The organism is Pedobacter sp. (assembly GCF_039594775.1).
Taxonomy (GTDB): Bacteria; Bacteroidota; Bacteroidia; order Sphingobacteriales; family Sphingobacteriaceae; genus Pedobacter.
The window spans coordinates 133,171-154,468 of sequence record NZ_JBCNMT010000003.1; the positions used below are offsets into that span (position 1 = coordinate 133,171).

25 protein-coding genes and 2 tRNA genes are annotated in these 21,298 nt (G+C 39.3%); 17 read left to right on the forward strand and 10 right to left on the reverse strand.

From position 1 onward, the window contains the following. The first annotated feature begins 163 nt into the window (after window positions 1-163). Window positions 164-1,588 carry an MATE family efflux transporter gene (locus ABDV71_RS10060; protein ID WP_343532319.1) on the forward strand — a complete coding sequence of 475 codons (1,425 nt, stop codon included), beginning with the start codon at window positions 164-166 and terminating at the stop codon, window positions 1,586-1,588. Between the two features lie 254 nt (window positions 1,589-1,842). Here ABDV71_RS10060 and ABDV71_RS10065 read toward each other — a convergent pair whose 3' ends face one another. Together ABDV71_RS10065 and ABDV71_RS10070 are read right to left on the reverse strand one after the other, a co-directional pair. Next, window positions 1,843-2,763 carry an AraC family transcriptional regulator gene (locus tag ABDV71_RS10065; protein ID WP_343532320.1) on the reverse strand — a complete coding sequence of 307 codons (921 nt, stop codon included), beginning with the start codon at window positions 2,761-2,763 and terminating at the stop codon, window positions 1,843-1,845. Window positions 2,764-2,956: 193 nt separating this feature from the next. Further along, window positions 2,957-3,937 carry a D-alanine--D-alanine ligase gene (locus ABDV71_RS10070; RefSeq protein ID WP_343532321.1) on the reverse strand — a complete coding sequence of 327 codons (981 nt, stop codon included), beginning with the start codon at window positions 3,935-3,937 and terminating at the stop codon, window positions 2,957-2,959. A gap of 172 nt (window positions 3,938-4,109) precedes the next feature. Between ABDV71_RS10070 and ABDV71_RS10075 the strand changes: the two genes are divergently transcribed. The 5 genes from ABDV71_RS10075 to bla all read left to right on the forward strand — a co-directional run bounded on the left by ABDV71_RS10075 (window position 4,110) and on the right by bla (window position 8,212). Continuing rightward, on the forward strand, window positions 4,110-4,880 hold the full coding sequence (locus tag ABDV71_RS10075; RefSeq protein WP_343532322.1) for a PASTA domain-containing protein: 771 nt from the start codon (window positions 4,110-4,112) through the stop codon (window positions 4,878-4,880). Window positions 4,881-4,888: 8 nt separating this feature from the next. Further along, on the forward strand, window positions 4,889-5,929 hold the full coding sequence (gene mltG, locus ABDV71_RS10080) for an endolytic transglycosylase MltG (RefSeq protein WP_343532323.1): 1,041 nt from the start codon (window positions 4,889-4,891) through the stop codon (window positions 5,927-5,929). Continuing rightward, window positions 5,929-6,336 (forward strand): thioesterase family protein, encoded by a 408-nt coding sequence (locus ABDV71_RS10085; RefSeq protein WP_343532324.1) that lies wholly within the window; start codon window positions 5,929-5,931, stop codon window positions 6,334-6,336. The genes mltG and ABDV71_RS10085 overlap by 1 nt, the downstream gene beginning before the upstream one ends. 129 nt (window positions 6,337-6,465) lie before the next feature. Next, complete coding sequence (locus ABDV71_RS10090; RefSeq protein ID WP_343532325.1) at window positions 6,466-7,446, forward strand: YihY/virulence factor BrkB family protein; 981 nt, start codon at window positions 6,466-6,468, stop codon at window positions 7,444-7,446. 4 nt (window positions 7,447-7,450) lie between these two features. Further along, window positions 7,451-8,212 carry a subclass B1 metallo-beta-lactamase gene (gene bla, locus ABDV71_RS10095; RefSeq protein ID WP_343532326.1) on the forward strand — a complete coding sequence of 254 codons (762 nt, stop codon included), beginning with the start codon at window positions 7,451-7,453 and terminating at the stop codon, window positions 8,210-8,212. Between the two features lie 87 nt (window positions 8,213-8,299). Here bla and ABDV71_RS10100 read toward each other — a convergent pair whose 3' ends face one another. The 6 genes from ABDV71_RS10100 to ABDV71_RS10125 all read right to left on the reverse strand — a co-directional run bounded on the left by ABDV71_RS10100 (window position 8,300) and on the right by ABDV71_RS10125 (window position 12,421). Beyond that, window positions 8,300-8,560, reverse strand: a complete 261-nt coding sequence (locus ABDV71_RS10100; protein ID WP_343532327.1) for an Ada metal-binding domain-containing protein — start codon at window positions 8,558-8,560, stop codon at window positions 8,300-8,302. 18 nt (window positions 8,561-8,578) lie between these two features. After that, the gene (locus tag ABDV71_RS10105; protein ID WP_343532328.1) at window positions 8,579-9,292 is read right to left on the reverse strand and encodes a 2OG-Fe(II) oxygenase; all 714 of its coding nucleotides are present in this window, start codon (window positions 9,290-9,292) and stop codon (window positions 8,579-8,581) included. Window positions 9,293-9,399: 107 nt separating this feature from the next. Then, on the reverse strand, window positions 9,400-10,209 hold the full coding sequence (locus tag ABDV71_RS10110) for an AraC family transcriptional regulator (protein ID WP_343532329.1): 810 nt from the start codon (window positions 10,207-10,209) through the stop codon (window positions 9,400-9,402). 143 nt (window positions 10,210-10,352) lie between these two features. Then, window positions 10,353-11,081 (reverse strand): SDR family oxidoreductase, encoded by a 729-nt coding sequence (locus tag ABDV71_RS10115; protein WP_343532330.1) that lies wholly within the window; start codon window positions 11,079-11,081, stop codon window positions 10,353-10,355. Between the two features lie 21 nt (window positions 11,082-11,102). Beyond that, window positions 11,103-12,095 (reverse strand): SDR family NAD(P)-dependent oxidoreductase, encoded by a 993-nt coding sequence (locus tag ABDV71_RS10120; RefSeq protein ID WP_343532331.1) that lies wholly within the window; start codon window positions 12,093-12,095, stop codon window positions 11,103-11,105. Window positions 12,096-12,336: 241 nt separating this feature from the next. Then, window positions 12,337-12,421: transfer RNA gene (locus ABDV71_RS10125), tRNA-Ser, on the reverse strand. Between the two features lie 204 nt (window positions 12,422-12,625). On the opposite strand from ABDV71_RS10125, the gene ABDV71_RS10130 reads away from it, so the two are divergent. The 4 genes from ABDV71_RS10130 to ABDV71_RS10145 all read left to right on the forward strand — a co-directional run bounded on the left by ABDV71_RS10130 (window position 12,626) and on the right by ABDV71_RS10145 (window position 15,533). Continuing rightward, window positions 12,626-13,084 carry a copper resistance protein NlpE N-terminal domain-containing protein gene (locus ABDV71_RS10130; RefSeq protein WP_343532332.1) on the forward strand — a complete coding sequence of 153 codons (459 nt, stop codon included), beginning with the start codon at window positions 12,626-12,628 and terminating at the stop codon, window positions 13,082-13,084. Window positions 13,085-13,100: 16 nt separating this feature from the next. Beyond that, entirely contained in the window at window positions 13,101-13,637 is a 537-nt protein-coding gene (locus tag ABDV71_RS10135) for a GNAT family N-acetyltransferase (protein WP_343532333.1), read from the forward strand. Window positions 13,638-13,695: 58 nt separating this feature from the next. Continuing rightward, the gene (locus tag ABDV71_RS10140) at window positions 13,696-14,508 is read left to right on the forward strand and encodes a helix-turn-helix transcriptional regulator (protein WP_343532334.1); all 813 of its coding nucleotides are present in this window, start codon (window positions 13,696-13,698) and stop codon (window positions 14,506-14,508) included. 68 nt (window positions 14,509-14,576) lie between these two features. Further along, window positions 14,577-15,533 carry a nitrilase family protein gene (locus ABDV71_RS10145; RefSeq protein WP_343532335.1) on the forward strand — a complete coding sequence of 319 codons (957 nt, stop codon included), beginning with the start codon at window positions 14,577-14,579 and terminating at the stop codon, window positions 15,531-15,533. Window positions 15,534-15,592: 59 nt separating this feature from the next. Here ABDV71_RS10145 and ABDV71_RS10150 read toward each other — a convergent pair. Beyond that, a tRNA-Ser gene (locus tag ABDV71_RS10150) sits at window positions 15,593-15,677 on the reverse strand. Window positions 15,678-15,868: 191 nt separating this feature from the next. Between ABDV71_RS10150 and ABDV71_RS10155 the strand changes: the two genes are divergently transcribed. The 3 genes from ABDV71_RS10155 to ABDV71_RS10165 are packed head-to-tail and all read left to right on the forward strand — an operon-like array spanning window position 15,869 to window position 18,348. Then, on the forward strand, window positions 15,869-17,029 hold the full coding sequence (locus ABDV71_RS10155; RefSeq protein ID WP_343532336.1) for a hypothetical protein: 1,161 nt from the start codon (window positions 15,869-15,871) through the stop codon (window positions 17,027-17,029). Window positions 17,030-17,040: 11 nt separating this feature from the next. Continuing rightward, window positions 17,041-17,745, forward strand: coding sequence for a hypothetical protein (locus ABDV71_RS10160; RefSeq protein WP_343532337.1), 705 nt, complete (start codon window positions 17,041-17,043; stop codon window positions 17,743-17,745). A gap of 12 nt (window positions 17,746-17,757) precedes the next feature. After that, window positions 17,758-18,348, forward strand: coding sequence for a hypothetical protein (locus ABDV71_RS10165; RefSeq protein ID WP_343532338.1), 591 nt, complete (start codon window positions 17,758-17,760; stop codon window positions 18,346-18,348). A 10-nt stretch (window positions 18,349-18,358) separates the two neighbouring features. Here the strand turns inward: ABDV71_RS10165 and ABDV71_RS10170 are convergent, their stop codons facing one another. Continuing rightward, a complete protein-coding gene (locus ABDV71_RS10170) occupies window positions 18,359-18,925 on the reverse strand; it encodes a hypothetical protein (protein WP_343532339.1) in 567 nt (188 codons plus the stop codon). A gap of 191 nt (window positions 18,926-19,116) precedes the next feature. Between ABDV71_RS10170 and ABDV71_RS10175 the strand changes: the two genes are divergently transcribed. From ABDV71_RS10175 to ABDV71_RS10190, 4 genes are read left to right on the forward strand one after another with little or no spacing between them, the layout of a single operon-like run. Beyond that, window positions 19,117-19,677, forward strand: coding sequence for a hypothetical protein (locus ABDV71_RS10175; RefSeq protein ID WP_343532340.1), 561 nt, complete (start codon window positions 19,117-19,119; stop codon window positions 19,675-19,677). Then, window positions 19,674-20,120, forward strand: a complete 447-nt coding sequence (locus ABDV71_RS10180) for a hypothetical protein (protein WP_343532341.1) — start codon at window positions 19,674-19,676, stop codon at window positions 20,118-20,120. The genes ABDV71_RS10175 and ABDV71_RS10180 overlap by 4 nt, the downstream gene beginning before the upstream one ends. A 19-nt stretch (window positions 20,121-20,139) precedes the next feature. Further along, window positions 20,140-20,460 carry a hypothetical protein gene (locus tag ABDV71_RS10185; RefSeq protein WP_343532342.1) on the forward strand — a complete coding sequence of 107 codons (321 nt, stop codon included), beginning with the start codon at window positions 20,140-20,142 and terminating at the stop codon, window positions 20,458-20,460. Between the two features lie 60 nt (window positions 20,461-20,520). Further along, window positions 20,521-21,273 carry an ROK family protein gene (locus ABDV71_RS10190; protein WP_343532343.1) on the forward strand — a complete coding sequence of 251 codons (753 nt, stop codon included), beginning with the start codon at window positions 20,521-20,523 and terminating at the stop codon, window positions 21,271-21,273. Window positions 21,274-21,298: the final 25 nt, after the last annotated feature.

Consider the following 21,298-nt stretch of genomic DNA (forward strand, 5'->3'; position numbering starts at 1 on the left):
TTGAGCTTTTTGTATACATTTGTGATACAAAATATCACGAACCATGAAGTTTTTTGCAGTCCGTATCAGAATAGCTTAACTCAAGCGAGGACTCCTACATCAGAAAAACAAATTTAAAGATGCTTTTCAGCGTCTCATGGTAATCTTTTTATAACTTTAATATATGTCACAACCTATCGAGGCAAAATCACGTTTGTCTAATTTTTTTAATGTACTCATTCAGGCTTTTAAAGGTGCTGAAATCGATTATACTTCTATTAGCATTAGAAAAGCTATTGTACTTTTAGCCGTTCCAATGATGTTGGAAATGATGATGGAATCGGTATTTGTACTGGTGGATCTTTATTTTGTTGGACACCTGCCTAACAGTGCAGAGGCCATCCAAATTGTAGGTTTAACCGAATCTGTACTTACCATTATCTACTCCTTGGCGATGGGTTTGGGAATGGCGGCTACAGCAGTGGTGGCTCGTAGAATTGGTGAGAAAAATACCGAGGCAGCTTCTAGAGCGGGCATGCAAACCATAGGCTTAGCTGCTACTATTTCTATTATCATCAGTGTATTGGGGGTAATTTTTGCTAAAGATATCCTGTTATTAATGGGCGCTACGGAAACTACCGCAATACAAGGGGTTACTTTTACACGGATTATGATGGGGACCAGTATCGTCATCATGTTGCTGTTTTTGATCAACGGTATTTTTAGGGGGGCTGGAAACGCAGCTATTGCCATGCAGAGCTTAGGTTTGGCAAATGCGCTTAACATTATTTTATGTCCGATATTGATCCGAGGCTTTGGACCAATTCCTGCCATGGGACTAACCGGAGCAGCTTTAGCAACCGCTATTGGTCGTGGTACAGGTGTACTGTTCCAAATTTATCATTTGGTCAAAGGAAGTGGTGCGCTGAAAGTGAAATTGGCTTACTTGAGGCCACAAATAGATCAAATTAAAGCCATTGTAAAGATTGCTGCACCAGCGGTTTTGCAATTCGTAATTGCTTCTTGTAGCTGGATTTTTTTGGCGGAACTAGTGGCTACAACGGCTGGTAAAGTTGGTTCAGCAGGTTTTTTAACTGCTTTAAGGCTAATGATGTTTTTTATATTGCCAGCTTGGGGATTGAGTAATGCCGCGGCCACTTTGGTAGGTCAAAATATGGGGGCAGGCAGAATGGATAGGGCCGAAAAATCTGTTTTTGTAACCATTAAATATGCCATGATTTTTATGGGGATTGTAATGGTTTTATTTCTAACCTGTGGTCATTTGTTTGCTTCTTTTTTCAGTGAAGATCATGAAGTTAGAAAGGTAGCTGTTGAAGCCTTACGAATTATGAGCTATGGCTTTATTCTCTATGGTGTTGGAATGGTATTGATAAGTGCCTTTAATGGTGCGGGCGATACTTGGACGCCTACCAAAATCAATATTGTAGCCTTCTGGTTGTTCCAAATCCCTTTAGCTTATTTCTTGGCGAAGTATATGGGCATGGGACCAACAGGTGTTTTTATTGCTATTCCGGTAGCTGAGGTGGGTATTACGGCTGCTTCTTACCTGATATTTAAGAAAGGAAAGTGGCAAAAAACTAAGGTTTAATAGAACCGTTGTCTTTTCAACCCATTGCTTCCCGTCATTTCGACGAGGAACGAGGAGAACCGAAGCTCTACGAAGTAAAATCTAAAGACTATGACTTTTCGCTAGATTTCTCCTTATAGTCGAAATGACGGGAACGTTCCGTATAGCATGCCAATACCCCCTCTATGAAGGGACAAGAGGAAAGGTATAATTGATAACTTGGTACATCTCCCTCCCAAGAGAAATACAGGAAATGCAGCTATTGCTCTTTGTGCCTATCTAATAGGAATACAAAAATCTACCTTTGCGATTTGATTAGGGTCTTCCCTAAAATCATTGTGGTAAATTTCGAAAGGATTGCCTTCGGCTTTTTGATAGCCCTGCTCATTCATCCATACAAATAAGCTGCTCCACGATTTTTCAAAATCAGCTAAGCCTATTTGGAAATAACCAACAATGCACTTGCCTGGTTTGAGTGTGGTCAAGCGGATCTTACCCTCTGCTTTCTCCCCCTCGCCCACTGAAATACAGGCACTCATTCTTACTTTTTCGGGAGCGGTTATCTTAAAGCTATCGTGATATATTGTAATGATCTTGGTAGTTTCTTTCCCTAATAAGTTTTTGGGAACAGCCCATTTTAAAAGTTCGTTATAGGCATTTGAAATTCCCTGTGCGCCAATAGTACTCACACATGCCAGCTTTAAGGGAGCAAACTCTCTAATCTCAATTTTTGCATTCATTTTAATCCAGTTTTTAAGGTCATTAATGTTGCAAATGTATTCCTCAAAAATCTGGTCGACTTGTCTATTCTTGCTTTCTATTTGTCTAATCTTGCTAAATCTGCTGGGCAGTTGCCGTCTAAATTCCGTTGGACTAACCCCATAGTATTTCTTAAAGGCACGTGTAAAGGAGGAATTGCTATTGAAACCATATTGTAAAGATAGTTCCGTTACGCTGATGCCTGGTTGATACATCAGCACACTTGCCATTTTCTCTATTCTCTTTCTGAGGATGTAGGTGTTTAGGCTTTCGCCAGCAATTTGCTTAAATATACGATGGAAATGAAAGGTCGAGTAGTTGGCTACTTGAGCAAGGGCATCCAAACTCAAGTCTGCATCCAAATTTTCATCAATGAACTTTAGTACTTGATCAATACGAGCAATGTATTCGATTTGTAAGGTGTATCTCTGGTTCACGTTTGAGTAAAGATGTTTTATAGAACTTATCCGTCATTTCACGCTAGCCTTTTGTCGTCATTTCGACTATAAGGAGAAATCTAACAACTAAGACTATTCGTATAATATATAATCTTTAGATTTCTCCTCGTTCCTCGTCGAAATGACGGGGGAATTATGAATAACGGCAAAGCTTATTGGTATAACGAAAAACCTATATCGTTTCTTCCAATACTTGAGTATAAAAATCCTGTAGTTTCATGCCCATGGCGGCTACCTGCTGAGGAATGAAACTAGTTGCCGTTTGTCCAGGAATGGTGTTGATTTCAATAAAATAGAAGTTGCCTGTGCCATGCTCCAAGAAATAGTCGATACGCACAATGCCGCGACAGTTTAGCCTTTGGTAAACATCTGCTACTACCTGCTCTACCCTAGCCTTTTCTTCTTCGCTCATATCTCCGGGGGTAATTTCTTCGGTAACTCCAGGGGTGTATTTGGCATCAAAATCGAAGAACTCGTTTTTGGTTTTTACCTCCGTGGTTGGCAATACCACAATTTTGCCCTTGGTTTTAAATACCCCTATCGAAAACTCTCTTCCTTCTACAAATTCTTCTACCAATACTTGGCTGTCTTCCTTGAATGCCTTATCTAAGGCAGCATCCAGTTCGTCTACTGTTTTTACCTTGCTCATGCCAATACTGCTACCGCCGTTGTTAGGCTTCACAAAGTAAGGCAGTTTCAATTGCGTTTTTACGTCGTCGGCACTATAATCCTCTTTAAACAATTGTAGTGATTTGGCTACGTTTAAGTTTTTAATACCGTTCACGATAGCTTTTGTATAGCCTTTGTTCATGGTAATGGCACTGGTTAAAGCATTGCAAGTAGTATATGGAATGCCTAACATATCAAAATAACCTTGTAACTTTCCGTCTTCACCCGGTGAACCATGTATGGCAATAAATACGCCATCAAAAACAATCTTTTTGCCTTTTATCGTCAACGAAAAGTCGTTTTTATCAACCTCAATTTTCACCGAATCAGCAGGCTCATAGAACCAACCATTTTCGGTCAACATAATTTTGTACACTTCGTACTTCTTGGTATCGATATTTTGGGCAATGGTTGCAGCACTTTTAACAGACACTACCCACTCGCCAGTGGTGCCGCCTGTTAGTAATGCAATGGTTTTTTTCATTTCTTTAAGTTTAGATTTAAATTTTGATCACGAAACTAAAAAAGGCTTTTGTTGCGTTTTTAAAAAGTGATGGTCAAAAATATAAATTAGTTAAACAGATTTGTTTTTAATTTAAGATAAATATTTTTTTAAGCTAAATTTGGGCTTAATTTTAAAAAAACACGGAACGCGAATGGGCAACTTTACCGAGTACCTTAAAACCAAGTCATTCAGAACGAATATTATAGCGGCAATTTGTACTTTCATCGGTCTATTGCTGATTGCTTTCTTTAGTTTACGGTACTACACCAAACATGGCGAAGGTTTAAATGTTCCCTCTTTAAAAGGTCTGAAAATTGAAGATGCCATTAGCAAGCTGGAAGGTCTTGGTTTACGTTATGAAATCGATTCGGTATATGTAATGGACCAACCTCCAGGTATTGTAACTGACCAAGATCCTGATCCCGAAACTTTTGTGAAGGACAATAGGACCATTTATTTGACCATTAATACCAATAATGCGCCAAATGTAAGGTTCCCGGATGTGGAAACTAAATCGCTACGCGAAGCCAAATCTATTATTGAAAGCTATGGTCTTAAGCTGGGCGATACTACATATAAGCCAGATGTAGCTAGAGATGTGGTATTGGAAGCCCTGTTTGGTGGCCAACCGATCAGACCTGGCGAAAGCTTGCCAAAAGGCTCAAGAATTAGTTTTGTACTTGGCGACGGTCGTGGCAGTGAAGAAGTAGAACTACCTAATTTGGTCGGATTTGCTTTAGATGAAGCTAAGTTTGCTTTAAAAGGTGCCATGTTGACCATTGGAACCATTACTTATGAAGGAACCATTACCGATACTGCTAACGCAGTAATTGTTAGTCAATTTCCATTACCAGCTGATAGCGTTACAAAAGTACGCATCGGGACCCCTATTAATTTAACGCTATCAAATAAAAAACCTTAAAACAACCCATGAGCACTAATAAGAACAAACTTAAAATAGCCCTTGTCATTTTAGCTATTGTAATTGCTATTGGAGGCTTTTTTGCCTTTAAATTCTACAATATCTATTTTGCTTCTAACGTAACTGCCAAAGAAAAATATCTCTATGTGAAAACAGGATACGTATTTGAGGACCTTGTTACCGACCTACGTTATAAAGAGATTTTGAACGATATTGGCACCTTTTGGGATGCTGCAGAGCGAATGAACCTTCAAGGTCCATTAAAGCCAGGTAAATACCGTTTGAAAGCAGGCATGAACAACCGTACTTTGATCAACATGTTAAAGGCTGGTAATCAGGAAGCTGTAAAACTAAAATTCCAGAATATCAGAAAAATTGAAGGTTTAGCGGGTTTATTGGCTAAAAATCTAGAGCCAGATTCAGTAGCATTTATGCGTTTATTAGATTCGGCGGCTTTTGTAGAGAAATATGGGTTTACCACCGAAAATGTGTATACCATGTTTATTCCCAATACTTATGAAATGTATTGGAATACCTCAAGGGAAGAGTTCTTTAAAAAAATGAATGCTGAATACCTGAAGTTTTGGAACGATGAGCGTAGACAAAAAGCTGCTGCATTGAACCTTGACCCAATTAAGGTAACCATTTTGGCCTCTATTGTTGATGCCGAAGCATTATTTGATAAGGAAATGCCTACTATTGCCGGACTTTACCTTAACCGTTTGAAAAAAGGTATGCTGTTACAGGCCGATCCTACGGTAATTTTTGCCAATGGCGATTTCACCGTTAAGCGTGTAACCGGTGCTTTGCTGGGCGTTGACTCTCGCTATAATACCTACAAGTATGTTGGATTGCCTCCAGGACCTATCAATATGCCTAGTATTAATGCCATTGATGCTGTTTTAAACAAAGAGAACAATAACTATTTATACATGTGTGCCAAAGAAGATTTTTCTGGCTACCATAATTTTGCTGCTACCGTTCAGGAGCATAACATTAACGCCAAAAAATACAGAGAAGCCTTAAATCAGCGAAATATTTATAGATAATGTTCACTTACGAGACCCAAGTTAAAGTTAGATACGCCGAAACCGATCAAATGGGTGTAGTGTACCACGGTAACTATGCTCAATATTATGAAATAGCCCGTACCGAGTGTTTTGAAGCCTGTTCTGGAATGACTTATGCCTCTATGGAGGAAGATGGTGTGATGCTGCCCATACTGGAGCTACAATCTAAGTATTTAAAGCCAGCGCTATATAATCAGGTGCTGACCATTAAATCTATTGTGCGTGAGCTGCCAAGTGTGCGCTTACATGTAGAATACGAAATTTATAATGAAGCGAAGGAACTGATTAACATTGGTAAAACTACTTTGGTTTTTGTAGATAAAGTAACACGCAGACCTTGCCATCCACCTGAAAAGTTCATGAAGAATGTAAGGCAGTATTTTTGATTTTAGATTGAATTGTAGGTGTGCTGGCTTGTTAATCGATTAAACAATTAACCGATTAACCACCAACTAAACTAATAACCGATTTAACGGTTAACCAACTAACTACAATAAAACCGTTAACCCTTACGCATGAACTGGTTACATAAGCAACTTTTAAAATTTAGGCCCTACGCTATGTTTATAGACTGGACTAAAATTTGCGTGCTTCCCGGTTTTAGCCCCTTGCCTATCTATACCGTTGCTACCTTTTTTTTTAGAGAGGTTGGTAAAGATACTTTGGTGAACAAGGCATCGTCATTGGCCTATAATTTTATGCTGGCCATATTTCCCGGTATCATCTTCCTGTTTACCCTTATTCCCTATATTCCCAAAAGAATTGGTTTTCAGGAACAGCTAATGTCGCTTTTAGCTTTGGTATTGCCCAACAATGCATTTTTAGCATTCGAGGCTACCATTAATGACATCGTGAACATCCAAAACGGAAGCTTGCTTTCTATCGGTTTCATCCTATCCCTATTTTTTGCGACTAATGGGGTGCATAACCTGATGATGGCTTTTAACAAATCTTCCTTGATTGTAGAGACACGTACGCTGTTGAAACGCAGATTGGTTGCTTTGGTGTTGACAGTGGTTTTGGTGCTGTCTATGATTGTTTGTATTGCTGCCATGGCCTTGGGCGAAATCACCATCAACTATTTAAAAGAAGAGATCGAATATAAAGGCAATTTAACCATTTACCTGATCAGGTTTACCCGCTGGGCACTTTTAGCGATTTTATACTTCATTAACGTATCTATTCTTTACCGTTATGGCCCTGCACATGCTAAAAAGTGGAAGTTTTTTAGTGCAGGTTCGTGGTTGGCTACTATTTTGGCCTTTTTAACCATTTGGGGATTTTCGTTCTACATCAATAATTTTAGCGCCTACAATAAGCTTTATGGTTCTATTGGTACCTTAATGGTGGTCATGATTTGGCTTTACCTTAATTCATTGATTTTATTGATTGGTTTTGAGCTTAATGCAAGCGTTGATCTATCCAAAAGAAGTGTCAAGATCATTAGGCCCAATTTCAATCTTTTTAAAAACAAACCTGCCGATACTAATAGCTAAACAAATGAAAAACCTCATCAAAACATTTTTGGTAATACTGCTTTCGTGGAGCATACCTATAGCCAATGCCCAAAAAAGTGAAGTGTTTAAGCCTAAGGTAGTTTACCAATCTGACGATTTGATCATTACGCAGATTTCTAGCAACGCTTATGAGCATGTTTCATATTTGCAGACGCAAGATTTTGGAAAGGTTCCCTGTAACGGTCTATTGGTGAGCAATGATAAAGAGGCGGTTATATTTGATACGCCAACCAATGATAAAAGTTCGGAGGAGCTGATCAAATGGTTTACGGACAAGCTTCACCTTAAAATAAAAGCTATTATCCCCACCCATTTCCATGATGATTGTTTGGGCGGGTTAAAAGCCTTCCACAACCATAATATCCCGTCCTATGCCAATTTCAAAACCATAGCTTTTGCTAAGGAAAAGGGTTTTACGGTTCCTAAAACTGGTTTTACAGATGCCCTAATGCTTAAGGTGGGTAAACAAACCGTTACGGCCAAATTTTTTGGAGAAGGACATACAAGAGATAATGTGGTGGGGTATTTTCCGAGCGAAGACATTTTATTTGGTGGTTGCTTGATCAAAGAACTGGATGCTACTAAAGGCTATTTGGGCGATGCCAATGTTGAGGCGTGGTCTAACACCGTAGAGAAGGTTAAAAAGGCATATCCAAAAGTAAAGCTGATCATTCCGGGCCATGGCGAACGTGGTGACTCCAAGCTACTGGATTACACCATTAACTTGTTTAAAAATAAGGGCTAATTTTTATTGTAGCATCAAAAGAACTACTGGCATCCTGTTGAGGCATTTTAACGGTCAATCTTAAATACCAGCTTGAACGATAGTAACCTAGTGCGCATTTTTCCATGCCTTATATTTCTGAGGTTGGCAATTGCCACATGGCCTGTAGCCCCTACTCAGTGCTTCGGCTTCATCCTTAAAGAAAACCCTGTTTTCGATTTTCATTCTTTTACCTGAGGAGCAATTGAGCAGGCCATATATTTTTCCCTTACTATAGCCTGCAAACAAAATCTGCCCCTTGCGGATTAAAGAAGTTAGGTTTCTTCTTCTCTCCTCCTCGTTTTTTCCAAAATCAATATGCCTGATCATTATCACCTCCCTATTTGGTTAGCTAAGGGCATCGTGAAAAATAATGCCTAAGCTGTGCCTGTTGCCGCTATGAAGTGTACTTACACCATGTTTCATATTTACACGATAAAAGCCCTTGCTCCCTTTCGCTGGACGAAAGTGGGTAGTGAAAATGACCATATCGCCACCGTTGGGTTTCAATACATTCGCCTTAGATTGTGCACGGGGCATTTGTTCAGTAATTACGAATTCGCCGCCCGTATAGTCCCTGTCGACCTGGTCAAGTATAAAAACCATTTGCATGGGGAAATAAACTTCTCCATAAAGATCTTGGTGTAGGGTATTAAAACCACCTTCGCCATATTTAAGGATAAGGATGGTAGGTTTTTCCTGTCCGTGTTCCCTGCAGAGTGCCTTCATCTCTTCATGAGTATCGGGGAACCTTTTGCTAATGCCCAGTTCCTGCATCCATTGGTTGGCTACTGGTGCTACTTCAGCATATACTTTTTCCCGTAGTGTAGTGATCAGTTGTGGTAGCGGGTATCGAAAGTATTTGTATTCGCCCTGTCCAAAGCGGTAACGTTCCATATTGATGGTTTTTCGGTAAGTGTCATCTGCATCGTATTCGGCAATCAAAGTGTCGCATTCCTTTTCGCTCAGGACATTTCGCACAATAACAAAACCCTTACTGTGTAGTTCTCTAGCTATTTCCTTCCAGTCTTTACTAGCCAATCGTGTTTCTATACTTTCCATAACCATGATTTTTATTACAGGCAAAAGTAGTTGAGAGGGTATAGAAGGAAAATCCGAAACTTGCGCTATTTGAAGAGATATCCTCTTTCTTTCATTTTAGAAAACCGTTAAACCTTACTTAATAAGTGGCTAGGCGAAAACCCAAAGTGCTTTTTAAAGGCGAAGGAGAAATGTGACAGGTTTTCAAAACCTACTTCATAACATACTTCCAAGGGTTTCTTCCTTTTTTCGGTAAGCTGGTAATGTGCCAGTTCCAACCGCTTTTGAGTTAGCCAACGCTGAGGAGTTGCACTAAATGCCTTTTTAAAATCTCGCTTAAAGGTAGTAAGGCTTCTGCCGGTGAGATAGCCGAATTTTTCCATAGGGAGGTTAAACATAAAATTCTTTTCCATGTAATCGACCAGATTAATTTTTCCAGGTTCTTCAAAATTGGCCAATACCTGATCAATGCTCTTGTCCAGTGTCCGTAAAATACTGATGGCCTCGGTGATTTTAATGGAGGCAATATCTTCGGGAATATTTTTCATGTCGAAATATGGAATGAGTGATGTGAGGCAGCTCTCCAATAATGGATGGTTGTTAAATTGGTAGATTTTCGGTGATGTCAATGGCACAGGTTTGATATTCTTGTCTGCATAAAAATTTCTGAGCCTGTCTACCGATAGGTGCATCACTACCGTTCTATGAGGGTGCCCATCCTTAGGATAGTTGATAATGGTGGCTAATTGGTTCCTTGGGATGAGGAAGATATCGCCCTTTTCAAAAAAATAGGTCGCATTGGCCTGTACGATTTTGGTTTCGCCCGAAAGAAACCACACGAGCATGTGATGTTCAAACATGATGTCGGATTTAAAGAACTTATCATCGTAACTTGAAAGTTTAATATCGTCGGTAATATAACGGGCCTGGTATTCCATAATTTTGTTTTTGAGGTATGAAACCAATAGTATAAAAATAGAAATTAGCATTGTTACTTTGTTCAAAAGATCATATTAATTACAGAGGGAAGCTCAAATCAATGATTGTCTTCCCTTTCTGTTTGGTATATCGTGATTGGTCATTAAATGGATTGTCCTCCATCGACTAGAAAATTGGCACCTGTTAAAAAGGAAGCTTCTTCACTTGCAAGGTAATGGACCATGCTGGCTACTTCTTCGGTACTGCCCATCCTTCTCATGGGCACGCTTTGCAATAGCTGGTCTTCCAGCGCGTCATTTAATCCAATCTTATCCATAATTTCCGTAGCAATGGGGCCTGGACTTACGGCATTAACACGTATTTTACGTGGTGCCAGTTCAAGTGCCGCAATTTTTACCACCGCGTTGATGGCTGCCTTGCTTGCGGCATACACAGAGGCACTCTGTGGTGATATGGTTGCTGATGTTGAGGAAAGCATAATGACCGAGGCCTCGTTGTTGAGCAGCGGGATAAAGCGGCTCAAGGTAAAGTAGGCCCCCTTGAAATTAACATTCATTACTTCGTCAAATAAGCTTTCTTCAATATGCTCAATGCTGGAGAATTTTGTAATACCAGCATTCACCAACAAAATATCAACCTTTCCAAATTGCTCCCCTACCTTCTCGGCAAGGTCTTCAATATCGGTTAACCTAGATTGGTCGGCTACCATACCCTTCACTTCAAGTTCGGTCGCTGCTTTTTCTATTGCTTCCTTTCTTCTCCCAGTGATAATGACCGTGGCACCATTCTCTCTTAGTCTTTTTGCGGCCGCATAGCCTATACCACTATTACCTCCCGTAATTACGGCAACTTTATCTTTTAAATTTTTCATTGTCCTGCTTTTTTTAATTGATTAAGGGTTGAATTTCAATTCCATCATTTCTTCCGTCATCGTCCATAGTTCTTTGGCATTATTTTCATCTAGCGAATATGGGTTTACACCTTTTTGGCAGGGCACATCAGCACATAGCGAAGCTATCTCTGCATCTTCGCAATAAACCCCGCTAACATCATTCAACATAGGACTGGTAGCGCACCATATCGTTGTTGCAGCACCCTGCGGCACTGTTTTTAATGATGCTGCTATCTCAGGAAGCATATTTCCAACTTCATCAACAAAGCCCATTTTCTGAAATAGTTCCAATGGTGCTTCTCTTCCCAATTCGGTGCCACCTATAGAGCCGGGATGTACAGCATATATGTTGATGTTTGAGGATTGGGCACGATTGCCCAGTTCCATTGAAAAAAGGTTTACTGCCGTTTTTGATTGCCCGTAACCTTGCAAGGTTTCATACTCCCTATGCAGGAAATTTGGATCTTCGAAATTGAAACGTGCGAAATGATGCCCATGGGAAGAAACGTTGATTACTCTGGCAGCATCTGCTTTTTTTAGTGCGGGCCACAACTTTGCCGTAAGTTGGAATTGTGCCAGGTAGTTAGTTGCCAATTGCGATTCGATGCCCCTATCGTCCCTTCGTAATGGTACCCACATAATACCTGCGTTGTTGATCAATAGATCCAGTGTCCTTCCCGAGGCTAAGAAGTCGTTAGCAAAGGTATCGATGGATACTGACGACATTAAATCCATGGCCGCTATTTCTACGCCCGTAATTCCTTGAAGGTTTTTTTCTGCTTTTTGGAGGTCTCTTGCAGGTACTATCACCGTTGCTCCTGCTGCTGCCAATGTACGGGTAGTTTCTAGTCCGATGCCTGTATTGCCACCGGTTACGATAGCGATTTTTCCAGTAAGGTCAATACCTTTGATGACTTCATTAGTTGTTGATTTAGCATTGAAGCCTGAACCGATCGGTTTTTGCAAAGCTCCCTGATAATTGTTCTGTTTCATTTTTTTATTGTTTTATTGAAACAAAGGTAGAGCGCCCAAAGGTGATGGACTTTGTTTGAAAGACCTAATTTACTTTGTTTATAGGACCATGAAACGATGCCCTATTCCATAAATCAGAATTAGAAGAATAGCGGTTTTGAAAATATTGAAGATGTAGATATAAAACACAAAAGCCTGCAAAATCTGAATTTTGCAGGCTTTATATATCTCTTAAGATTAAAAGATGTTAAATTATTTTCAGCGGAGAGCGAGGGATTCGAACCCCCGGACCTGTTACAGTCAACAGTTTTCAAGACTGCCGCATTCGACCACTCTGCCAGCTCTCCGGGGGCAAAAGTACAAACTCTAATCAATTTTGCAAACTTTGATTAAAAAAATGTTAAATAAAGTTTAAAAGAGCCTTATAAAACCTGTCAGGGGGGATAAAAAACCTTCTAACGAAACTACTGTATATAATAGACAGGCGAATTATCCCTGATATTTGACTATAAATTGCTAACTTAATGTCTTATCAATTAAATCTTTTTGGTATGAAAAAAACATTTATTGCAATGGCATTTGCCTTCTGGGCAAGTGTAATGGTCTCCTGTACATCGGAGCATAAGGATGCTAAGAACACAACAATAGAAGATACCACTGCAAAGGATAAACCCACTTCGGACGAGTTCGCATTTCAAATTGGCACCTATAAAGGCACCATTCCAGGTGGAGCATCCAAAGCCAATGTGTCCATTACCTTTAATGCAGATTCTACTTTTATGTTAAAGGAGGCATATATAGGAGCCAATGGACAATCAGACCATGAGATGAACAGTACGGGCAAATGGAAATATGATAGCACTTCGAAACAAGTTTATTTGGCCTACGAAAATTTAGCGGACAGGGTAACCTCCTATTCCATTGTAGATGATAAAACTATTCAGATGCACAGTGGAAGTATGCAAACAAAAATAACAACGGGTAATGAATATAACTTGGTACGTCAGTAGATATCGTTAATGTTTTATGGAAAAAATCACTTTTAGATTGCTGAAAAAAAGTGAATTGATTAGAATAAGGGAAATTGATAGGGCCGAAAAGATATTTGAATGTTACGAATATAAAAATGGCGAACTGATCATTAAGTCGGTATATGACTTGGTTGATACCTTTAATGATGAAGAACTTCAAGAGATGATACGTCGACAGCAGCTACTGATTGCTGATGGTGGAAAAGTTATTGCCGCATTTGCTGATAATAGACTAGTAGGCGTAGCTTCTGTTGACCGAAAACGAAGAGGCAAGCAACAGCACTATTGTAAAATGGACATTTTATATGTGAGCAATGGTTACAGAGGAAATAAAATTGGACGTAAATTGGTTCGGAAATGTGCAGCCGCCGCTACAGCATTTGGAGCGGAAAAACTCTACATTTCGGCAACGCCTACCAAGGCAACGGTTGATTTCTATTTAAAAGAAGGAGCCCGCTTGGTTGAAGAGGTTGATGAAGAATTGTTTGAGCTGGAACCGCTTGATATTCATCTCGAACTTAAAGCGAGTTAAATTTAATTTAGGTCAACTAGAAATATGTACATTTGGGAGGTAATTCACGGATTAAATTATGCAGGTACTCCCACCAGAAGTCTTGTCCCCATATATCAAACACTATCTCTTTTTGGAAAGTGCTGGTGATCCACATAAAACACTGCGTTTATTTTCCGATGGCAATACCGGAATTGTATTTCTTCTTGAACAAGTTCATTTGCTGACCAACCACAGCCAATATCTACCTTCTTCATTTTTGTACGGCCAGATCAGTAATTTTCAAGATCTTGCTTTAACTGAACAGACATCCTTTGTTATCGTGGTATTCCAACCAGATGGGCTATACAAATTGCTGGGCATCTCCGCTCGTGAACTAAAAGAGCAGATTGTAGCTACGCAAGATGTGTTTGGACAGCCAGCGAAAAAGCTTTATGACAGTCTTCGGTATCTTAAGCAATTAACTGAGAAAGTAAATGCATTAAATACCTTCTTTTACGAATTAGCTATTCAGCGCAAGTCTTCAAGTCCTACTTTACTTTCCGCAGTATTACAACATATTGCTCACCACAAAGGCCTAGTAACTGTTGAGCAACTTGTAAACTATAGCGGTTATACCGAGCGGCATGTGGAAAGGATATTTGCAGAACAGGTTGGCTTGAGCCCCAAAAAATTTGGCAGTATCGTTCAGCTCCACTCCTTTTTGAAGTTGCTGCGCCATAAAACTGCTGAAACTAGTTTGACTGCGATTTGTTATCAATCGGGATATTTTGATCAGTCTCATCTCATTAGAGCGTTTAAAAAATACACGGGTATCACACCTTCCGAATACCTGAACAGCACAAATAGGCTCGCCGTAAATTTTATGCAATTTAAGAACAGTCCCGATTAAATGTCGGGTTTGTACAATTTCACTTAACAACCTTGAATTAGTTTTGTCGATAGATCAATTAAAGAGATATGGACAAATTAAAAATTGCTACGGCACAATTTGAGCATAAAAGTGCGGATAAAGACTATAATCTGGCGGTCATCGAGCGATTAGCACGAGAGGCTGCATCTCAGGGAGTTGACGTAATTGCCTTTCATGAATGTTCTATTACAGGTTACACCTTTGCACGAAATTTGGATCAGCAGCAAATGCTCGCTATTGCCGAACTTGTTCCTCATGGTGAAAGTACACGTCAGTTGATCGCTATAGCGGCCAAATATGACATCATCATTCTTGCGGGTTTGTTTGAAAAAGATGAAAGCGATAATTTATATAAGCCTTACATCTGTGTAGATAAAAATGGCTTAATTGCAAAACATCGCAAGCTGCACCCTTTTATAAATCCTCACTTAACCGCGGGACAAAACTATACCATTTTTGAAATCAAAGGATGGAAATGTGGTATTTTGATCTGTTACGACAATAATGTCATTGAAAATGTACGTGCCACAAAATTATTGGGCGCTGATATGATCTTTATGCCACATGTGACCATGTGTACCCCTTCATCCAGACCTGGAGCAGGTTTTGTAGATCCCCAGCTTTGGCAAAACCGTGAAAACGATCCAACCTCCCTACGCTTGGAATTCGACGGCATGAAAGGACGCAGCTGGCTGATGAAATGGTTGCCGGCCCGGGCCTATGACAATGCGGTTTATGTTGTTTTTTCAAACCCTATCGGTATGGATGACAATCAGTTAAAAAATGGTTGCTCCATGGTTTTGGATCCATTTGGGGATATTCTGGCCGAATGCCAAACCTTTGACGATAGTTTTGTTACTGCAATATTAACGCCCGAAAAACTAATAAAAGCTGGTGGTCATCGCTATATCAACGCCAGAAGGCCCGACCTGTACCGTGAGATTCTCAGCCAGCAACATGAACCATCCCAAAAAGTAGTTTGGTTGCATCCCGACAATAGTTAAAGCTCAACGAAATGGGATAGAATCAAAAAAGGGATGATTTATATCATCCCTTTTTTCAGCGGAGAGCGAGGGATTCGAACCCCCGGACCTGTTACAGTCAACAGTTTTCAAGACTGCCGCATTCGACCACTCTGCCAGCTCTCCGGGGGCAAAAGTACAAACTCTAATCAATTCCACAAACTTAAGTGAACGTATTTTATGAAGTTTGTTTTAAGCACTTCGTTATCAGCTTGAAAAAATAATTACAACATTTTTAATTGATTGAATTGGCACGGTTATAGCCGCTAGTTGCACAGCTAAATATATGATTAACGCCAACCAACTATCAACGAAGTATGAATATTAACCTTAAAACGGCACTCCTTGCAGTCATTTTATTAGCTTTTACCTATTTTTATTATCTCGGCGGACGTACATTCAATTTCTTAAGCCTGGGCTCGGTGATTATTTTTGTGCTTGGCTGTGCGGTTATCTTTGTGCTTACTACCCTATTGATTGGTTTTGGTGCCTATTTGCTGAATTCCGGCATCATTTATCCAAATACTGGCTTGTTGATTTCTTTGGTGTTTGTAGTGCTTTTGTTCGTGTTTTGGTTGGTTTATGGCTTTGTGCAGCTCCCCAGGTTTGCGGATTTTAGTGCCTACGGGATATTTATCAAGCAATTTCTAACGTCTCATTTATTATACATTGCGGTCTGTTCTGTGGTCATAGGTGGTGGCGTTCGTCTTTTTTTGTACGGTTTCCAGCAAGTAGGTGTGCCCGAAACAATGCAAGGCAATATCAAGTTCATCTTCTATGTTTTGGCAGCTTTGATATTGAGTGTCCTCTCGTTTTACTGGATGAAGAAGATTAAGCAAGCCCCCATGAACATTGAAGAGCAGGCTTATCACAGCTTGCCTTTAGCGCAACAACTGTTAGATACCAAAGGAATACATATTGCTTCAAAACCTTATTATCTCCCAGAAAGTAAAGAAGTCATCATTTTACTGGAATATCCTAGCTCAAATAAAAAGGTTCCTATCGACCAAATTTTTAGAATAGATAAGGATGGTGTGATCAAGGACAGTCTTAAGATTTCGGACTTAACCACAGAAAGCTTGATTTTTGAAAATGGTTTGCTGATCTCTCAAAATAGTGATAAAGTGTACACGTGGATTTTTGACCGTCAAACCATTGCCTTGGATAAGGATAAAGCGGCAGCCAAACGTAAGGAAATAGTACCATTGGCTGAAAATGCCAAAGCAGTAGAACTCGTCTATTTTAAAAAGACCGAGAAGGCATCGTGTGATGCAGGTACGGAAGAGGTATGGAATGGTACCAAATACTATCATATCCTTACCAAAAAAGATACGTTGAAAATAAAGGTGGATAACGTGTATCCAAAGGCCCCTTATGGACAATGTATCGAACAAGCCGTGGAGTACTATCCTTTAGATGATTTAGGATATGGTTTGGTTAGAATTGGTGAAAACGCTTATTATGTGGTTGCCCGCTAAAAGAAGTAACGATGAAAATACTGTGCCTACTTTTATTGATCAGTTGTTCCTGCTATGCGCAAAATAGCGACGTAGTCACTATTGGTTATGCAGATCAATTTGATAAGCTTCCAAAACTAAATTTGGTGGAAAGCATCCAAACGAAGTATGATAGCATTCCAGTGAAGAGCATGCTTTCGCAACCCAAGTTGTTTGGTGATGGCAATCACCTCTCCATTCACACAAAAAAGGGAATGCTGAACTTGAAAAAGTATAAGGAAAAAACCAATTCAACCGAGGGATTTAAGGGCTATCAGTATGCAGGGTACTACCCTTCTCTTCAAATGCATGCCCTTTTTAGTCATCATACTGCCGAACATATAGGTTTTAGTGACCTTATTTTGGTTGATGACCTAAGTGCCAAAAAGTACGCCATAGCTTCAGTTGGAGACGATGCGGTGCAATTGCCTATCCCTTCGCCCAACGGCAAGTACTTGGTTTATTTTTATAACTGGGTGTATCAAAGGAACAGTTCTTTTATAGGGGTATTAAAGATTGGTAATAGAAATCATCCTCAAACCCTTTTTAGCGAAAAAGCAAGTTTCGAAACTAAGAAATGGACTGTTGAGGGAATAAAATGGCTAAACGATAATGCTTTTATAATAAAGGCATCTACAGAAGATGGGCAAACAAAGGTGAAGCTCTATACCTATCACCTTGCTCAACTTCAACCTTAAATTGATATGGTTATGCAAAAAATATGGCTATTTGTAGTCCTGCCACTTTGGTTAAGTCTTGCAGAGGATTGGAAATATTTTTATCCCTTTAATGATCGCACTTATGTTTTGGGCATTGATAAAGGTAATGCCAAACAGGCGGATGAACGAATTCGTGAGCTTCGCTTCTTTCGTCAAAAAGCAGGTTCGCAAATCACTTTATGGAAAGAAAAATTAGCCATACAGTATGGGTTGGAGACTAAAAAGGCAGATTTTAACGGTGACGGTGTAGCCGATTTTTTAATTATGAAAGGTACAGGTGCAAGAGGAAGCAACGAACTTTATTATTTATTCTTGGCCAATTCAAAGGCAAAAACACTTACTCGGGTAAAAGGTTTTGAAGACCTGCCTAACCCTACTTACAACTTCAAATATAGGGTAATTACCAGCTATAGCTTTGCAGGAAAGAATTACTACAGCATTTATCGTATAGCCAAAGGAAATCAGCTAATTCAAGTGGGCCATAGCTTCGAAGATACTTTTGATGGTGACGAAAAGACACTAGACGCAAAGATTGCTGCAGCTTTGAAGCAGCATAAGGCTGATCCAAATAAACTCAAGTAATGAACATAGATCATTGCTCTTTTACTTTTTTATAATTGTTAGCTGTGCTGGTGTCGTTATTGGCCAGAAAAAGAAATACCCATCCCCATTCATTGTGCAATTGGTCTAAATGTAAGCTATTGTCCTGATTTAAGGATAGCTGAAACTGTATGTTCTTGAATGCTCCATAAATAAGCGGTATGGGAATAGCTGTACGTTTGGCATTGGAAACAAAATAGCCATCTTTAAATTTTCCTTTGATTTCGATGGTTTTGGATGTATTTCCATTGGTTTTCCAAGTGGCCCTTATCTTTTCATTGTCCAGTGCAAGTAGTGTAATGGTAGCGTTTGGTAATGAAGTGGTGTCCTTTTGTCCAATGCTGTTCAAATGATACCATAAAGTATTATAAGTCCCATTGCTTTTAGTGATTCCCGTGTTCTCATAAGTGCCATTTAAAGCACTTAGTGAGTTCGGTTGGAGCATGTCTGTTCGTTGAGTCTGTTTAAGAGAAGCAGCACATCCAGTAAGAATAGCAAGGCAGGTAGAGATGGTTAGTAAACGTAAAGGCTTCATGTTGAACAGGTTTTGGTCTGTCATGACAACGCAAAATTTGTTCCAACTCCTCAAATACGAGTGCTAATAGTGGTGTTTAAGGGGAAAACATTTCAGAATTAGCTACTTTTGTGATACCTTTGAACCGTAATCAAGAGGCTCTTTTGGAGCACTTGTCGCAAATAAATCATCTGAATACATCAGCTCCTATTTTTGATGTTAATTAAGCCTGTTTAATGCCCAGAAAGAAGATTAGAACATTTACCATCGTCCTTACACTAATCATACAACTTCTATTTTTATCTGCCATTTTTATTGAAAAACTACAAAACATTTACACGCCTTTTATAATTATTGTTTTAAGTCTGTTGGTTTTGGTTTCCTACGTAAAAGTACCCATTCATCATCGTACTAATTTACATGAACATGTACTGATTGTGTTGTGGATTCCCGCTGGAGCCTTAACTTGTTACTTTCTTAATAATATTTACCATTTGGGGCCAGTAATTTCAGCGGGTATTGTGGGTACCTTAGCTTCATTGATCCCCCTATTAAATAGGAAATCAACCTATCTGAAGCAATTGCCGGCCACCTTTTACTGTGGGGCTTTCATAGGGATGACTAACATAACCATAGCGTCATCCGTTTATTTTGTGCTGGCGGCCTCTTTTTTCGCAGGGGTTTTGCTGTTGGTGTCTAAAAGCTTGTTTAACGGTTTGGGCGGTAAATTAGGAACGGTAGCCTTTACAGCAGTAACCATTACTTCGTTTATCTTTTTCCTATTATTTAAGAAATGATCGTATTTGTTCTTATCCTGACCGCAACAACAGCCGCAATGCTTACCTTTTATGTGAACCACCAGCTCAAACAAGGTCCAGTAAGGTCGTCTGCACTATTATCTTTGTTAGTGGCTTCCATTTTCTATTTATTCCCAACCCTGTTGCCTGCAGAATTAACTAAAAACATACCAGTTGTTTTTATTGGAGGTTCTTTCATCGGCATGGCATCCAAAAAAATTATCGACAGCTATTTTAAATTGGCCATCTCAGGTTTGGTGTTCGCTATTATCTACCTCAATACCAGTAGGTTTTTTAATGGATATGGAGGTGCTTTGGGGGCTTCGGCGGGCATTTCACTCCTATCGGTTTTAAGTTTGCCATTTTTTACACCTAAAAAGCATCATCTTACCAATGGGGTACTTCAATTACGAAAAATCATTTTCAGGAGGAATAAAGATTAATTCTTAGTAAATTAGCGACATGTTTTACGCAAACAAAAAACATACTGCACCTGTTAATTCGGCTGAACAAAACGCTAAAATCTTGGCAAATGTTAAAGGGTTATTGGAAAAAGAACTCATACAGATTAACGGCAATGTGGTTTCTTTATACCCTGAGTTATGGAAAGATCATGGAAAAGCGATCAATTGGATTAAATGTCTCTATATCTATTGCCACCTAAAAAAGCAAATTAAAGCCAAAGAAGCGCTTTATTTTGAAGATATCACTACAAAGCAAGTGATTGGCTCGATGATCAATAACGTGCCTAAGCTCATCAAACCCATAAAATTTGATGTTTAAACAACTTTTCCCCTTTATAAACTCGCTATCTTTGATCAGCACCAAAATAAAAAGCCAATTATGTCGGTAAAGAAAATTTCAAAAAAAGGAAACGTACTCACGATAGATATTGGCGGAACAAATATTAAGGCTTGCATATTAAATGACAATGGTAAAATCATTACCGATTATATCTCAGAATCTACTCCAAAAAAAGCTGGGCCTAAAGAGGTGATCGAAACCATTAAAAAGCTTACCAAAGACTTAAAGGATTTTGAAAAGATTTCTGTAGGTTTCCCTGGCTATGTAAGAGATGGTGTGGTGCAAACGGCACCCAATTTAGGCGAAAACAAATGGGCTAATGTAGATTTGGCAGATCAGATCAGTCAATTGTTTAATCTGCCAGTAAGATTGGTTAATGATGCTGATTTGCAAGGCTTAGGTATTGTAAAGGGCAAAGGCCTAGAAATTGTATTTACCTTGGGTACTGGTTTTGGTACGGCCCTACTCTTTGATGGCGATTTACTGCCTCACTTTGAACTGGCTCATTTGCCAATTACTAAAGGAGAAAGTTACGATGAATATATTGGTAAAAGAGGCTTCGAGAAAGTGGGTAAAGAAGAATGGAACGAGAGATTGAAATATATCATCGAAATATATAAAACGGTTTTTAATTACGATGTACTTTACATTGGCGGCGGAAACTCTGCAAACATCAATTTTAAACTAGACCATAATATCAAGATTGTTTCAAATCAAGATGGTATTAAGGGCGGTGCAAAACTTTGGAAAGCCAAAGAGAAATTCTTGGTTTGTACTAATCTTTACGATTAGCAATATCATATAATCTTTAAATTAT